Raw genomic sequence first — 15,224 nt, forward strand, 5'->3', positions numbered from 1 at the left:
GTCCTTATTCCGTTTTGCCTTGGCTGACACATTCGCCGCGTCGCCACAGGCTCCACTGGCCCGGTTCGTAGCGGGTCCAGGTCTCGTTTTCGGTCAGGGGTTCGGTGGCAATCACCGTCACCACGTCATTGGGGGTGGTTTCGGCCTGAAAATCGACGATCACGTCGACATCTTTCAACCGTGCGGGGCCAAACGGCGCGCGCCGGGTGATCTGTGCCAGTTTGGTCGAGCAATAGCAGAACAGCCAGTCACCGTCGCTGAGCAGGCAGTTGAACACGCCCTTGCTGCGGTATTCGCTGCAGGCGGCGATCAGGTCAGGCAGCACCTGTTCGATGTCCACCGGTTCCGGGAACGCTTCACGGACTCGGTTGAGCAAATCGCAGAACGCCGCCTCGCTGTCGGTATCACCCACCGGGCGGTAGAACGTGGCGCGGGGGTTGAAGTCCGCCAGTTGGCCGTTATGCGCGAAGCACCAGTTGCGGCCCCACAGTTCACGCACGAACGGGTGGGTATTGGACAGGCACACCTTGCCCACATTGGCCTGGCGGATATGGCCAATCACCACTTCACTCTTGATGGGATAACGCTGCACCAGCAGCGCGACTTCCGATTCGCTGCTGGCCGCCGGGTCCTGGAACAACCGCAGGCCACGGCCCTCGTAGAAGGCGATACCCCAACCGTCGCGGTGGGGGCCGGTCCGTCCGCCGCGTTGCATCAGCCCGGTAAAGCTGAACACGATATCGGTCGGTACGTTGGCACTCATGCCCAATAATTCACACATGCCAGGCTTCTCGATACAGGGCGTACAACGTTAAAGGCGCGGTTCGACCCGCATACCGCTGACAGGTGCCGGGCGACCGTAACGCTCATCGGCGAAGGGTTCGTCGTCATCCTCCGGCTCGGCGGCAGCGGCTGCCGCAGCGGCGGCCTTCTGCTCACGGCGGGCCCTGGAGGCACGCTCGATGGGCCAGCGGATCAGCACAAACACCAGGTACACGCCAAACGCGATCATGGAATACATGAACAGATCGGAAATCGCCCGCCAGGCGTTGTTGCCGACCTTGAGCACCAGGTCCAGGGCGGTGATGGCCACGGCCGGGGCGAACTGGGTCTTCACCGGGTCGACAATGGTCGGGCTGAACAGCAGCACCGCCATCAGCAGCCGCAGCGGTTCGCGCAGCCAGCGCCACATCCAGCGGGTCATGGCAAACCACACCAACAGGCAACCCAGGGCTGCGAAGGCGTAGAGGCCCCAAGCGATCAGATAGTCGTTCTCGGTCATGGTGTCCATGGCAAGGTAGGCAAACAGGCCGCTATGATAACGGCTTTTCAGTGCCGAGGCTGCAATGCCGTCGGCCAACCGCCAGACAGAGAGTGATCCATGCCCCCAGCGACCCACATCACTGCCGCCCCGATCGCCCGCAAGGCCCCCGGCACCGACCCGTACGCCTGGCTGCAAGCGCGGGACAGCGCCGAGGTGCTCGATTACCTCAAGGCGGAAAATGCCTGGCAAGAAGCAGAATTGTCCGACCAACAGGCGCTGCGCGAAACCCTGTTCGAAGAGATCAAGGGCCGCATCCTCGAAACCGACCTGTCCCTGCCCTCGCCTTGGGGCCCGTACCTGTATTACACCCGCACCACCGCCGGTGACGAATATGCCCGCCACTACCGCTGCCCGCGCCCGGCGGATGACAGCCAACAGGTCGACGAAAGCGCGGAAGAGCTGCTGCTGGACCCGAACGTGCTTGCCAATGGCGGCTTTTTCTCCCTTGGCGCCTTCAGCATCAGCCCCGACCACCAGCGCCTGGCCTACAGCCTGGACACCAACGGCGAAGAGATTTACACCCTCTACGTGAAGGAATTGGCCACCGGCAAGGTCAGCGAACTGGAGTTCGAAGACTGCGACGGCAGCATGACCTGGGCCAACGACAGCCTGACCTTGTTTTTCACTGAACTGGACGACACCCACCGCCCGCACAAACTGTATCGCTATCGCCTGGACGGCACCGCCGCCGAAGAAGTGTTCCACGAGCCCGACGGCCGTTTCTTCCTGCATTGCTACCGCTCAAGTTCCGAGCGCCAGTTGCTGCTGGCCCTGGGCAGCAAGACCACCAGCGAGATCTGGGCCCTGGACGCCGAGCAGCCGCAGCAGGCCTTTACCTGCCTGGCGCCACGGGTCGAAGGCCATGAATACGACGTCGACCACGGCAAGCTGGACGACCAGTGGACCTGGTTTATCCGCAGCAACCGCGACGGCATCAACTTCGCCCTGTTCCAGGCCGCCGACACCGGCAGCGTGCCGACCCAGGACGACTGGCAGAACCTGATCCCCCACGACGACGCAGTGATGCTGGATGGCGTGAGCCTCAACGCCCGGGCCATGACCCTGAGCCTGCGCATCGGTGGTTTGCCGATCATCGAAGTGCACCCACAAGGCCAAGCACCTTATCGGGTGGAATTGCCGGACGCGGCCTACAGCCTCTATGTGCAGAACAGCCTGGAATTTGCCAGCGACAAGATCCGCCTGCGCTATGAGGCCCTGAACCGCCCGGCCCAGGTGCGCCAGCTGGAACTGGCCAGCGGCGCGCAACAGGTGCTCAAGGAAACCCCGGTGCTCGGTGTGTTCAACGCCGACGACTACGTCAGCCAACGGTTGTGGGCGACGTCGGCCGATGGCACTCAGGTGCCGATCAGTCTTGTCGTCCGCCGCGACCAGTTGGGTAAGCCGACGCCGCTGTACCTGTACGGCTACGGCGCCTATGGCCAGAGCCTCGACCCGTGGTTCTCCCACGCGCGCCTGAGCCTGCTGGACCGTGGCGTGGCCTTTGCCATTGCCCATGTACGCGGGGGCGGCGAACTGGGCGAAGCCTGGTACCGCGCCGGCAAGCAGGAGCACAAGCAAAATACCTTCAGCGACTTTATCGCCTGCGCCGAACACCTGATCGCCCAAGGCCTGACCACCTCCAAGCAACTGGCTATCAGCGGCGGCAGCGCCGGCGGCCTGTTGATCGGTGCAGTGCTCAATCAGCGCCCGGAGCTGTTCCAGGCGGCGATTGCCGAAGTGCCGTTCGTCGACGTGCTCAACACCATGCTCGACCCTGAATTGCCGTTGACCATCACCGAGTACGACGAATGGGGCAACCCTGAAGAGCCGGAGGTGTATGAGCGGATCAAGGCTTACGCGCCGTACGAAAACGTCAGCGCCCAGGCCTACCCGGCCACGCTGGTGATCGCCGGCTACAACGACAGCCGCGTGCAATATTGGGAAGCGGCCAAGTGGGTGGCCAAGCTGCGCGACACCAAGACCGACGATAACCTGCTACTGCTCAAGACCGAGCTGGGTGCGGGCCACGGCGGCATGAGTGGGCGTTACCAGGGATTACGTGACGTAGCACTCGAATATGCATTTGTTTTCAAGGCGCTGGGGCTGATTTAAGGAACTCCGCCTGGCGGGCGGGTCTGAACACCTGACCGCCGGGCGCGCCCTGCACGATTTATGGACAAAGACTGTAAGCCTCATGCCAGAACCGACCTTACTCAATAACGAAATCCGCGACATGCTGATGGATTGCGGCCTCTTCGACCCGCTGCTGCCGGAAGACTTCCATGTGGCGGCGGGCTATTTCAACATCAGCAGCATCGCCCGCGATGAAGTGATATTCCTCGAAGGGGACGCCGGCACCTTCATGTGCATCATCCACTCAGGCCAGGTGGCGGTGCAAAAGACCAACCATGAAGGCCAGCGGCTGACCATCGCCACCTTGCGCAGTGGGCGGGCGTTTGGCGAGATGGCCGTGCTGGATGGCGAGCGCCGTTCCGCCAGCTGTGTGGCGGCCAGCGATTGCGTGCTGTTGAACCTGGGCAAGGATTCCCTGGAAAAGATGCTCAACGACGCACCGAAAATCGCGGCCAAGATCATTCGTGCGATTGCTATCGCCCTGTCCAGGCGCCTGCGCATGGCGGACGGGCAATTGCTGTCCCAGCAGTTTTAGCCGCCTGGGGTCTTGGGCTTGATATCGTTTTGCTGCAAGCCCGGGATCGTCTGGTCCTTCGGCGGCGTGGGCAGCACGATCGGCGCCAACAATGGCTCACCGCTGCCGGCCGCCTTTGGCGTCGCCGGTGGCGTGACTTGCGGGTAAGGTGTGGGCGTTGCAGTACCCGGCGAACCCGCCGTCGGCGCTGGGGTAATCGGTACGGTTTGCGACTCCTGAGCCTGGGCCACCCCGCCAAGGGCGAGCGCGCTCCACACAATGACCGTTAGAATGCTGCACTTCATCGATGGCTCCATGGCCTGACCGTAAAGTCGTAAGGCTACTCCCAACCGCGCAAGAATGCCCTTCCCAATGAGATTTCCATGAAACGTTTCGTTCTGCTGGACACCACTCCGATCCCCGACAACGGCGGTGCCTTGTGCCTGTTCGAATACGGTGAGGATTTTGTCATCAAGATTCAGGGCGGTGACGGTGGCCAGTTGATGAACACGCGCATGCACGGTTCCGAGGATGCGCTGGCGGAGATTCCATGCCGTAAAGTCGCCGGTCGGCCCGGGTCCAGGGTATTGATTGGCGGCCTGGGCATGGGCTTTACCCTCGCGGCGGCGCTCAAGCATTTGGGCAAGACTGCCGAAGTGGTGGTCGCCGAGTTGGTGCCCGGCGTAGTGGAATGGAATCGTGGGCCTCTGGGGGAAAAGTCCGGCCGCCCGCTGCTGGACCCGCGCACCGTGATCCGTATGGAAGACGTGGCCAAGGTGCTGCAGGCCGAGCCCCAGGGCTTTGACGCGATCATGTTGGATGTGGACAACGGCCCCGAAGGCCTGACGCAAAAAGCCAACAGCTGGCTGTATTCCGCCGGTGGCCTCAGCGCCTGCGCCAAGGCCCTGCGGCCCAAGGGCGTGCTGGCGGTGTGGTCGGCCAGCGCCGACAAGCAGTTCAGCGACAAACTGCGCAAGGCCGGCTTCAAGGCCGAGGAAGTGCAGGTGTTTGCCCATGGCAACAAGGGCACGCGGCATACCATCTGGATTGCCGAGAAGCTCAAGGGCTAAACATTCACTGCGCGGGTTGCCGTCAGATCGACCGGCGCAGTCGATTCAAATGCCTCAAGCCTTCCAGCACCAACACCACCACCGCTAGCCAGATCGGCAGGTAGGTCATCCATTGTCCCGGCTTGAGGCTGTCTGCAAGCATCAACGACACGGCCACCAGCAGCACCGGCTCCGCGTAACTGAGCAAACCGAACAGGCTGAACGGCAACAGCCGGCTGGCCCGGATGTAGGAATAGCCCGCCGCCGCACTGACCAATCCCATGAGTGGCACCAGCCAATAGAGCGCCGGGCGTTGCGCCAGGGTCTCGCCGATGGGTTCGCCACCGAGGACAAACCACAGCGCGACCGGGATCATCAGCACCATGTCCAGCCACAGTCCGCCGAGGTTATCGGTGCCACAGCGCCGACGCAGTACGAAATACAGCGGATAACCCACGTACACGACCAGGGTGGTCCAGGAGAACCCGCCCGTGCGATACAACTCATTGGCCACACCCACCGCCGCCAGCGCTGCGGCAATCTTTTGCAGATGTGAAAGGCGTTCGCCGTAAACGATGCGGCCGGTGATGACCATGGTCAGCGGTAACAGGAAATAGCCCAGCGACACATCCAGGCCGTGACCATTGAGTGGCGCCCACATGAAGATCCACAACTGCACCCCCACCAGCGCACTGGTGACCACGACATAGGGCAGCAGCGCGGGTTTCTCCCGCAGCCGCTTGTAGATCAACGGCACCCACTTCCAGTCTCCGGAGAGGCACAGCAGCAACGTCATGAAGGGCAGCGAAATGAGCATTCGCCAGCCAAATATCTGCTGACCATCCAAGGGTTCAAGAAGGGAGGTAAAGAAATACAGCACGCCAAACAGGAAGGAAGCGGAAACCGCCAGAACAACACCTTTAGACACAACAGCCTCTACAAAAAATTGCATATGTTTGATTGAAGCAGGCAGTTGTATTCACGTAGCGCGAATATCAGCGAGATGAACATCAGAAGTTTATTAACGAGCGCCATAACTTCATAACTTACGCAGGACAATGAGCCTGAACCTGCAAGTTATATAAGCAGGGCAACTCGTCGAATTTTTTATTGTTCGTACGACGATCATCAGACACTTCAACCTACCCGACTTCGGTTATTTGAAGCAGCGCGCTCTGGACGAGCGACTCTGATTTGAAACGCCACAACATCCGCCACATGGGGTTGATATCGTGAAGGGGAACCCGGTTGACGGGAAACTAACAGTCGTCAGGAAAGACCTGAGGCATTGAACATCTGGCGCTACTGCAGAACACACTAACGGCAGCTGGCCAAGAGGCGCCACATTAAAGAAACCGGCAAAGTTAGTCCAACACTTTATTACCCAAATCCCATTTAAATCCCCGAGGGCATTTAAATCGATATTTGCCCAACCATTACTGTATATTCAGCCGCTATACGCCCGACAGAAACGGCGCCAGGCCGCCCCTGTCGGTTCGTCACTTACTTGCTCCTGCTGTCGATAACGTAGGGCACTTTCTTCTTGAAGGTGTCATCCAGCTCTTTGCGGTTGAGTGAAGTAAATCCCCCTAACTGCCCGGCGTTGAAGCCGCTGTCCCCTACCGGCGCATCGGGCGCCAGACTGACCATGCGCTTGGCTAGCGCTTCAATGGCCTTTTCATACCCGCCCTGCTTGTTCAGGTTGAACGCGCTCAGGTCAATCTGCGTGCGCAACCACCCTCCCCAGTAAAACTCCAGGAATTCCGGCACTACCGCGCCAGAGGTCGGCTTGCCGTAGGATGCCTTGCGGGAGAAATACACCAGGCTGCGGAACATATCGTCGCCCAGATCCTTGAAACCCAGGTGCGCCGGAATCTGCTCAGGGGTGATGGTTTTGCCCTGGCCGTCCTTGAGCCAGACCTTGCGCCCCTGCTCCATGCGCTTCCAGAACGTAGCCAGGTCAGGGCTGTCACTGAAGTTATCAGTGACCCGCACCCACATTTTCAGTCTGGCGCCGGCCCCTGGCTGCTCCCACAACGTGCTGAACGAATGGTGGCCGTCAGTGAGGTACAGCTGGCCAGCAGGGCCGACCACCACGGTTTTCATGTCCGCCGGGTGAGTCCCCACCGGGTCTTTGCAGGTAAAGCTGCCTGGTTTATGCAGGTCGGCATCTTTAGGCACCTTGCTGGCTTCACCCTGGCCATTGGTTTCACAGTATTCGTCGAACACCTTCTTGGGTGATTCGGCAAACACCCCCAGCTTGTAATGGATCTGATCAAAGCCGATCACCGCCTGGGTAGGGTGGAGCTGCTCCAGCGCCACATCAATCACCTGGCCCGGCTGGGGCGTGGAAAACGCCTGGGCTTGGACGCTGACGGCGAATAACAGCAACGCCCACCATCCTGTATGCATCCGCATGAGTACCGCTCCTTATGAATTCAGTTCGCCGATACTACAAACAATCCCCACCACCTGCGCGTACTGCAGCTGAAAAAGCCGGAGGTTTATTACCCCGCAAGCAGCTAGAATCAACACTATCCGTGATCCACTAAAAGACAGGAGCCATGATGAGCTCGACCAACCCGCCCTCCCACACCGCCAAGCTGGATCGCATCCTCGCCGATGCCCAGCGCGACCGGGAAATGGGCTACCGCGACAAAGCCCTGAAGATGTACCCCCACGTGTGCGGCCGCTGCGCCCGTGAATTCGCCGGCAAGCGCCTGAGCGAACTGACCGTGCACCACCGTAACCACAACCATGATGACAATCCCCAGGACGGCTCCAACTGGGAGTTGCTGTGCCTGTATTGCCACGACAACGAACACTCGCGCTATACCGACCAGCAGTATTTCGGCGAAGGCTCCACCAGCAGCCCGACGATTGCCAAGGCGACGCATAACCCGTTTGCGGCGCTGGCCGGGTTGATGAAGAAAGACGACTGAGTATCTTCGCTGAATGTGACGGCCTCATCGCGGGCAAGCCCGGCTCCCACAGGGGATTGCATTCCAAATGTGGGAGCCGGGCTTGCCCGCGATAGCGATCGCCCAAGCAATACATTAGCCCGAGGCCGTATAATCGCCGCTTTTCTCGAAGGCACCCTTTCCCGTGGGCAATAAACGCTACAGCTGCATCGGTCTGTATAACCCCAAATCCCCCGAAAACGTCGGTTCGGTGATGCGCGCCGCCGGCTGCTACGGCGTGGCCTCGGTGTTCTACACCGGCAAGCGCTATGAGCGGGCCCGGGACTTTATTACCGACACCAAGAAGGTCCACCACGACATTCCGCTGATCGGTATCGACGACCTGAAAAAGATCCTGCCTCTGGGCTGCATCCCCGTCGCCGTCGAGCTGGTGGAAGGCGCCCGCCCTCTCCCCGAATACACCCACCCCGACCGCGCGCTGTATATCTTCGGCCCGGAAGACGGCTCCCTGGACAAGGAGATTCGTGACTGGTGTGAAGACGTGGTCTACATCCCGACCACCGGTTGCATGAACCTCGCCGCCACCGTCAACGTGGTGCTTTACGACCGCCTGGCCAAGGGCAACAACACCCGCTCAGGCCCCAAATACTGATTTTCCGGGAACATCCACGGCCTGTGTGCAGTCAGCTGCATATCAATAAGCCCTTGTTGGAGACAGATCATGAGCGACAGCAAAACCCTGCGACCCGTTATCCGGTCCACACCGTTCGAGCGCCAACCCACGCAAAACGTCCAGGGCTGGGAACGCATCGGCTCCCTGGCCGGCGGCGTGGTGATGATGGGCAAAGGCCTGCGCCGTGGTGGCTTTTTCGGTTTGATCCAGGTGGCGATTGGCGGCGTGGCCCTGGCACGCGGGATCAGCGGGCACAGCTCTGCGAAAGAGTTGCTGGAGCGCAGCCGCCAGGAAATGAACACCGTGCGGACCAAGATTGAACGCGCCGGTGAGGAATTGAAAAACCTCAAGACCAAGGCTGAAGTGGCGGCTGAAAACGCCAGCAAAACTGTGGGTTAACCTCGATCAAATGTGGGAGCGGGCTTGCTCGCGAAAGCGGAGTGTCAGTCACTGAATGTGTTTCTGATACATCGTATTCGCGAGCAAGCCCGCTCCCACCTTGGTTTCAGTGCAGCAGTTTAGTATCGAGTACTACCGACGACTCGCCAATAATGCTCTCCCCCAGCTGCACAAACTCCTTTGTGCTGATGCTGTTCATGCGCATCACCGCCTGGGTCAAATCATCCAGCGAACGCTTGTTGTGGGTTTTCACACGAATCTCGCGGTCCAGCTCCTGCAACAACACCACTGCCCGTGACACCGTCGCGCCACTGGCGTGCTCGACCCGCAGGGTGGTCACGTCCCTGCCTTCCTTGGCCAGCCGGGTCTGGAGCGCGGCATAGCGGTCGTCACTGATGCCGCCCGCACGGCGCATCAATTCAATGGCGTAGTACTGCGCCAAACCTTCGCTGATCCAGTCGCTGCCCTGCTGGTCGTTGAAGCGACCGATGGCCTGCACCACTTCGCGAATCAACGGGCTGCTGCCGTTTTCGCTGACCAGCGGTGTTCGGCTGTTGAGGTAGATCGAGTCCCGCGCCGAGTACGCACCGCGCCGCATCGGGTCACTGCCGCCCACCACCAGGAGTTTCGCCGGGTGCCGCGGGAATGCCGCTTGCACTTGCGGCCAGACAAACGTCAGCAAGGTCAGCACATCCATGCGATGCATCCCCTGCCCTTTGGGCGACGCCACGGTGATTTCGGTTTCCCCCAGGCGCATCCTCCGGCTGCCCAACGTACCCGCGAGCATCCAGCCGGTGGGCCGGTCAAACAGGCGGGAAACATTATCGATGCGGAATTTGTTCTTGCCGATGCGCGGCCAGGACGTCTCGACGCTTTTCCAGCCGGCGGGCAGTTCAAACACCAGGCGCGACACCAGTTCAATGCCGTCCTGCTGATCCAGACGCGCGGTGGGCACCAGGTCTTCGCCACGAAACAGCGCCCAGCCAGGGGTCATGCGTGCTTCGTAAACGCCCTTCTTGCGGGCGTGGGTCAGGCGAACGCGGTAGGTCAGGCTGGCCTTGTCGGCACTGGGTTGCCATAGACCACGGCTGGCGCCCGGCGTATTGCCCGGCATCACTTGCCACTGGCCATCGGCCTTGAAATCGCTGTAGTCGCCGTCGCGGCCCAGGTCGAAGTTGAGGCTGCGCACCGCCGAGCCCTGGGACAGGCTCAGGCGCACCTCTGCCTGATCACTTTGGGGCAGCAGCTTGACGTGGTAGTCCAGGTCGACTTTCTTCGCCCAAGCCGACGTACTCAATGCCAATAACAGCAGGCTTGCCGCCAGCCTGGCTCCAACCGTCATACACACTCCTTCTCAGCCCGCGCGAAAAATCAGGTAATCCTCCCAGTCATCCTCGGGCACGCTGCCTTCGCTGAGCATGCGTCCGGACTGGGAAATGCGTTCCTGGTGCACGGCGTCGCGATCGCCGCAGACGAGGTGATGCCACAGCGGCAAGTCCTTGCGCTCACTCACCAACCGGTAACCGCAGGTAGGCGGCAGCCATTTGAACTGGTCGGCCTGGCCCGGAGTGAGCTGGATGCAATCGGGCACCGAGTCGCGACGGTTGGGGTAATCGGTGCACTGGCAGGTTTTCAGGTCCAGCAGTTTGCAGGCGATACGCGTGTAGTAGACGCTGTTGTCGTCTTCATCCTCGAGCTTTTGCAGGCAGCACAGGCCGCAGCCGTCGCACAACGACTCCCACTCATCCTGGTCGAGTTGTTCGAGGGTTTTGCGGATCCAGAAAGGTTCGACTTTGGCGGCCATGGCTCTACATCAATATCGGTATGTTAAAAGGCCGCCAGTCTAGTGCCCACGGCTCCCGGGGCCAAGCGCTTACGACTGTCGGTACAACAAGACTTGTCAGCCATCCGGCGGCGAAGTAGTTTTGAAGCCCGTTTTTCATCAGGATCAGCCCAATGAGCAGCAACCCTCGCGTCGCCGACTACCCGATCCACCCACAATTCACCGACCGCTGGTCGCCGCGCGCCTTCACCGGCGAAAGCATCCCGGTGGAGACCCTGTTGAGCTTCTTCGAAGCCGCGCGCTGGTCCCCTTCGGCCTACAACTCTCAGCCATGGCGTTTTCTCTACGCCCGTCGCGACACGCCAAACTGGGAGCGTTTCCTAGGCCTGCTGAACGAATTCAACCGTGGCTGGGCGCAGCATGCCTCGGCCCTGGTAATCGTCGCGTCGAAGACGACCTTCACCGTCCCCGGCGCCACCGAAGAAACCCCGGCGCTGTGGCACACCTTTGACACCGGCTCGGCCTGGGGCCACCTGGCGCTGCAAGCCAGCCTCAGCGGCTGGCACACCCACGGCATGGCCGGTTTCGACCAGGAGCTGACCCGCAAGGAACTGAAGATTCCTGAAGGTTACGCCCTGCACGCAGCCGTGGCGATTGGCAAGTTGGGGGACAAGTCGACCCTGCCCGACTACCTGCAAGCCCGGGAAACCCCGAGCCCGCGTCGTCCATTGAACGAGCTGGTGTCCGAAGGCGACTTCAATCACCAGGACTGACACGCTCTGACAACCCTTGACGGTCGCTTCAAAACCCTGCTGCCATCACAGCAGGGTGCACCCGCCACAAGTGTAGCTACGCCTTGGCGACCAGCGCGTAATAGGCCCTGCGCAGCTCGTCTCTATCACGCTTGTACAAACTGGCGAGAAACGGTGTCATGTCTTCAAGCCCGTTGGCGTTCAAGTCCACTGGATAAATTTTATTATCCCTCGCCGAATACAGGAAATTGCTCAGCTGCAGATCGTTGTGGTAAAGATTTTTCTGCTCCATACGCCGAAACGCGTCATCCAGTAAAAGCCGCGCCTCTGGGGGCAAACTTCCCCTCGCCAGGGTATTAACGTCCACCCCGTCCAGTTTGCCCATTTTCAAATAACGACGACCATCCTCAAATATCGTCGTTGCAAAGCCGTCACCGTAATAGCTGTTCAGGCACAGGGTCTCGTTATCGACAAAGTCGTCGGCAGCCGTCATGGATGAAGGGCCATAGTCCTTATAAACACTTTTACCGTCGAGACTTTCGTAGATCGTCCCCTCGCCGCCCCCGCCAATTTTTGGGCCCAGGTCCGATGCCACCGAAGGCGGGTTGCCGCCGCGGGCACCCAGGCGCTGCCATTGGTCCCCCTGAAGGTGCTGCACCAACAGCGGCGTTTGCCGATTATTGTGATAAATCCGTGCCTGCACGGCACCGTCGGCGGTGCGAGTCACTTGCCGTACTTCGTAGACCGCCGTGTTGCCGGCGGTATCGGTATGGCGGATATGAGACACGTGACCGTCTGCCGCCGCATAGATCCCCTGACTGTCGCGCGCAAGCCCGGAAATGTTCGATTCAGCCACGCCGTAGTCGCCAAACAACCGGTTGTTCAGGGCGCTGCCTGACTCGGCAGGCGTCGTGATAATCGCGCCATCCATCGCACTCGTTTTTGCGGTGAAACCTTCAAGCGGGCTGCCGTACGGCCGCATCCTATCCACATCAAACGCATACCATCGACCGTTCTGGAGTACCGCACCTCCATCAACGTTTTGCCCCGCGACCTTGAAAGTACCCGTCGCCGCTGCGTCATGGTGTTTGCTGGCCGCTTTCAACAGGTCATAGCTGCCACTCGCGCCCTTGAGCTTGTTGACCACCTCTGCACCCGTCGCGCGTACAAGGTTGGCGCCTTTGCCCAGCAGTCGGGCACCGCCAGCGACCAGATCGCTGAAGCCATCCAACGGGTTGAATGCCTGAATGGCCGCCACACCGATGACCTTTGCCACTTGAATGGCCTTGGCGGCAGCGCTGGCGACCTTGGCCCCCGCCTTCGTCACTTTCGCCGCCACACCCGCGCCCGCCGTGACGAAACCAAACACATCCAGCGCCAGGTCACTGGCACCTTCCAGGTGGTTGCCCTTGGAAAAGTTCGCAATGGCTGACCTAAGCGGAATCAGGTCGAGAAAAAAGTTGGTGACGTTCCACTCGGTTGCCATCTGCTTATCGAACGAGGTCACGCCCCGGGCATAAGCCTTGACGTCATCACTGTCGAGATCGAGGTGCTCAACAAAAGCGTCGGCGATGTGCTGCGTTCGCGTACTGGAAAAACTGATGGGCGGCGTCGATAAGCCCGCCTGGTTTTTCGGGCCAAGGGCAGCCTCATTCACGGCCTTGGGATTGAAGTGTTCCGTCTTGAACGTTTTGTTGGCTTGCCGCTCTCGTTTTGTTGTTAATTCAGAAGCTGGCACCGCGCTGATAGCAGCTGCTTTCAAGTCAATTTCATAAACGGTGTCGCCATTTCTTCCGGTCGCCTTGACCCACAACTTATTGTCCGCCCCCCGCCTTTTTTTTGAGGTGAAGTCGACGCCAAGTTCATAGGTGTTTTTCTGAAAAAACTCGAGTTTTCCAAACTCAAGGTTTTCTCTGTCGGCCAATGGAAGTGTTGCGACAAGGTGCCTGATAGCGCTGCGAACCCCTTGCTTGCGAGAGGCGATCGCTTGCTCGAACTGTTCGTTGAAGACTTTGTTCACGCCGAAATCAAGGCGCTTGCCTTTGATCGCCTCTGCAATGTGCGGGTCCCTGCTTTCCCATGTGTAGTGGCCAAGTCCGCTCATGGCGATGTCCAGCAACGAGTAAAGCCCGGCGGGTGCCCGGTTCGGATCGTAAAGCGGTTGGGCTGACGGTTGTTTCGAGTCAACGACCTTCAGTCGTTTCTCTTCAAAGGGTACATGCTCGCCAAACCGCTCTTTCAGGTGGACCAGTGCAATGTCTTTACGGCTTGGGATATCGGCTTCCAATAACCCGGTAGCCGCAAGCGTCAACTTCAGTTGTGCGTTGAATGCCGTCCTTGCACGGTCTATCTCGACGTCGCTGTAACTGTCACTGGGCTGCCGAGTGACAATCCCGTTGGCCACGCCCCAGTCCACCAATGCCGCCTTCTGTGCGTGTTCGGCGGCCGCTCGATTCGTCACGATCGCGTTTTCAGCGCTGGACATGACCTGGGCAAAGGTCATGTGCGCCACCTTCCCGGGGAACTGCGCTTCTATGGCCGCAGCTGCGGCCGCGAGGCTTACCCAGGCCGGGCTGCCGTAAGTCACGCGGTCGGGAATGTCCTTGATCAAAAACTCGGGGGACTTTCGTGCCAGTAACAAATAGGCGCCGGCCTTGGCCATCTCGGGACTGGTCTTGTAATTTTCGTGCAGGTAAGTGCTCAGGCGCTCGAGCACTGTCGAAGCCGGCCTGCCCCAGTGGGCGTGTTGCGCGAGGTCGAAACCTGCCACATGGTTTCGGTGCGGCGCCGTAATGGACTCGGGGTCCAGCAGCAGGTGGATTGCGCTCAGTGCGTATTCGTTCACGCTGGTATCGGTTGCGACGCCCCCGAGCTGATCCTGGATGGCTTGCCCCAGTGCCTGCCCGCGGGTGGAGCTGACGAGGGTTTCGAGTGCCTTGGCAGGATCAGCCAATGCCTCGTCCGACAACGGCCGGTTCGCGTTCAGATATTCCAGTATACCCACGCTTGCGCCGATGTGCGGTGCATTGGGGTTCTGGCTGCCATGGTCGGTAGCCGCCGCCAGCACCCTGCGCTGTTCACCGGCGCTCATGGGAACAGGCCAGGACAACCCGCCGCCAAAATTGCCGAGCGGATGCTCCAGTGCCCTGTCACTCACCGCGTGGGCATGACCGGTCAGTTGAAAATGATTGGTGGGCAACCCCAAGCCGATACTTCTGAGAAAGGTCTCTACCGTCGCCGCTTTACCCGCCCGGATCGGGTAGGACGAGTCGGGGTGTATTTGCATCGGTGTCGTTTGCAGCGCGGCCAGCACCGCTTGAGGGCTGGCATTCACGCCAAGACGGCTGGCGATTTCGTTGAGCTTCTGGCCCAGTGTCCGCAGATTCTCGCGGTCGCCCAACGCCGCGGTGAGACCGGATTGCCGGGGGACTGGCGCGCGGGCCTGCGCGTTGAAATCGGCCGCGGCGACCAGAGCAGAGGGCAATAGAGGGAGCACCGCCGGCTCGGTGGAAAGCAGGGAAAGTTGCGGAGTGACCCGTGGAGGGAGAGACACAGTGCCAGCATTCAACATGAGAATGTACCCATCTAAAGAGGGGTACGAGACTCACATAGGACCTGTAAAACCGACATCTGATTAGTGTTTGCAGAAATTTGTAAACGCCCGGCAACATGCCTG

At 60.2% G+C, this 15,224-nt stretch carries 15 protein-coding genes; 7 read left to right on the forward strand and 8 right to left on the reverse strand.

Translation table 11 applies throughout. The features are described 5' to 3' along the window. Positions 1 to 4: 4 nt before the first annotated feature. Positions 5 to 781 (reverse strand): class II glutamine amidotransferase, encoded by a 777-nt coding sequence (locus BLU46_RS08585; protein ID WP_003210683.1) that lies wholly within the window; start codon positions 779 to 781, stop codon positions 5 to 7. A gap of 30 nt (positions 782 to 811) precedes the next feature. Then, entirely contained in the window at positions 812 to 1,360 is a 549-nt protein-coding gene (locus tag BLU46_RS08590; protein WP_017479180.1) for a hypothetical protein, read from the reverse strand. Positions 1,361 to 1,381: 21 nt separating this feature from the next. On the opposite strand from BLU46_RS08590, the gene BLU46_RS08595 reads away from it, so the two are divergent. Both BLU46_RS08595 and BLU46_RS08600 read left to right on the forward strand, forming a co-directional pair. Further along, a complete protein-coding gene (locus BLU46_RS08595; RefSeq protein WP_063032528.1) occupies positions 1,382 to 3,436 on the forward strand; it encodes a S9 family peptidase in 2,055 nt (684 codons plus the stop codon). Positions 3,437 to 3,518: 82 nt separating this feature from the next. Beyond that, complete coding sequence (locus tag BLU46_RS08600) at positions 3,519 to 3,992, forward strand: cyclic nucleotide-binding domain-containing protein (protein ID WP_017479182.1); 474 nt, start codon at positions 3,519 to 3,521, stop codon at positions 3,990 to 3,992. Here BLU46_RS08600 and BLU46_RS08605 read toward each other — a convergent pair. Beyond that, positions 3,989 to 4,276 (reverse strand): hypothetical protein, encoded by a 288-nt coding sequence (locus tag BLU46_RS08605; RefSeq protein ID WP_017479183.1) that lies wholly within the window; start codon positions 4,274 to 4,276, stop codon positions 3,989 to 3,991. The two genes, BLU46_RS08600 and BLU46_RS08605, sit on opposite strands and share 4 nt — an antisense overlap. Before the next feature lie 78 nt (positions 4,277 to 4,354). On the opposite strand from BLU46_RS08605, the gene BLU46_RS08610 reads away from it, so the two are divergent. Beyond that, entirely contained in the window at positions 4,355 to 5,041 is a 687-nt protein-coding gene (locus BLU46_RS08610) for a spermidine synthase (protein WP_063032534.1), read from the forward strand. A 22-nt stretch (positions 5,042 to 5,063) separates the two neighbouring features. Here the strand turns inward: BLU46_RS08610 and rarD are convergent, their stop codons facing one another. Next, positions 5,064 to 5,948 carry an EamA family transporter RarD gene (rarD, locus tag BLU46_RS08615; RefSeq protein ID WP_093210141.1) on the reverse strand — a complete coding sequence of 295 codons (885 nt, stop codon included), beginning with the start codon at positions 5,946 to 5,948 and terminating at the stop codon, positions 5,064 to 5,066. A gap of 575 nt (positions 5,949 to 6,523) precedes the next feature. Then, complete coding sequence (locus BLU46_RS08620; protein ID WP_063032536.1) at positions 6,524 to 7,438, reverse strand: ParB/Srx family N-terminal domain-containing protein; 915 nt, start codon at positions 7,436 to 7,438, stop codon at positions 6,524 to 6,526. A 149-nt stretch (positions 7,439 to 7,587) separates the two neighbouring features. Here BLU46_RS08620 and BLU46_RS08625 point away from each other — a divergent pair, with 149 nt between their 5' ends. From BLU46_RS08625 to BLU46_RS08635, 3 genes are all read left to right on the forward strand, one after another. Next, positions 7,588 to 7,962 (forward strand): YajD family HNH nuclease, encoded by a 375-nt coding sequence (locus BLU46_RS08625; protein WP_003210675.1) that lies wholly within the window; start codon positions 7,588 to 7,590, stop codon positions 7,960 to 7,962. Positions 7,963 to 8,125: 163 nt separating this feature from the next. Next, the gene (locus BLU46_RS08630; protein WP_063032537.1) at positions 8,126 to 8,593 is read left to right on the forward strand and encodes an RNA methyltransferase; all 468 of its coding nucleotides are present in this window, start codon (positions 8,126 to 8,128) and stop codon (positions 8,591 to 8,593) included. Between the two features lie 69 nt (positions 8,594 to 8,662). Continuing rightward, the gene (locus BLU46_RS08635; RefSeq protein ID WP_063032538.1) at positions 8,663 to 9,013 is read left to right on the forward strand and encodes a YgaP family membrane protein; all 351 of its coding nucleotides are present in this window, start codon (positions 8,663 to 8,665) and stop codon (positions 9,011 to 9,013) included. A 106-nt stretch (positions 9,014 to 9,119) separates the two neighbouring features. Here BLU46_RS08635 and BLU46_RS08640 read toward each other — a convergent pair whose 3' ends face one another. After that, positions 9,120 to 10,355, reverse strand: coding sequence for a hypothetical protein (locus BLU46_RS08640; RefSeq protein ID WP_093200657.1), 1,236 nt, complete (start codon positions 10,353 to 10,355; stop codon positions 9,120 to 9,122). Positions 10,356 to 10,367: 12 nt separating this feature from the next. After that, the gene (locus BLU46_RS08645; protein WP_010176530.1) at positions 10,368 to 10,817 is read right to left on the reverse strand and encodes a YcgN family cysteine cluster protein; all 450 of its coding nucleotides are present in this window, start codon (positions 10,815 to 10,817) and stop codon (positions 10,368 to 10,370) included. Positions 10,818 to 10,969: 152 nt separating this feature from the next. Here BLU46_RS08645 and BLU46_RS08650 point away from each other — a divergent pair, with 152 nt between their 5' ends. Beyond that, positions 10,970 to 11,569, forward strand: a complete 600-nt coding sequence (locus BLU46_RS08650; protein ID WP_063032540.1) for a nitroreductase family protein — start codon at positions 10,970 to 10,972, stop codon at positions 11,567 to 11,569. 76 nt (positions 11,570 to 11,645) lie between these two features. Here BLU46_RS08650 and BLU46_RS08655 read toward each other — a convergent pair whose 3' ends face one another. Then, entirely contained in the window at positions 11,646 to 15,119 is a 3,474-nt protein-coding gene (locus BLU46_RS08655; RefSeq protein ID WP_093200662.1) for an OspG family effector kinase, read from the reverse strand. Positions 15,120 to 15,224: the final 105 nt, after the last annotated feature.

The sequence above is a fragment of the Pseudomonas yamanorum genome, from assembly GCF_900105735.1.
GTDB classification, from domain to species: domain Bacteria; phylum Pseudomonadota; class Gammaproteobacteria; order Pseudomonadales; family Pseudomonadaceae; genus Aquipseudomonas; species Aquipseudomonas yamanorum.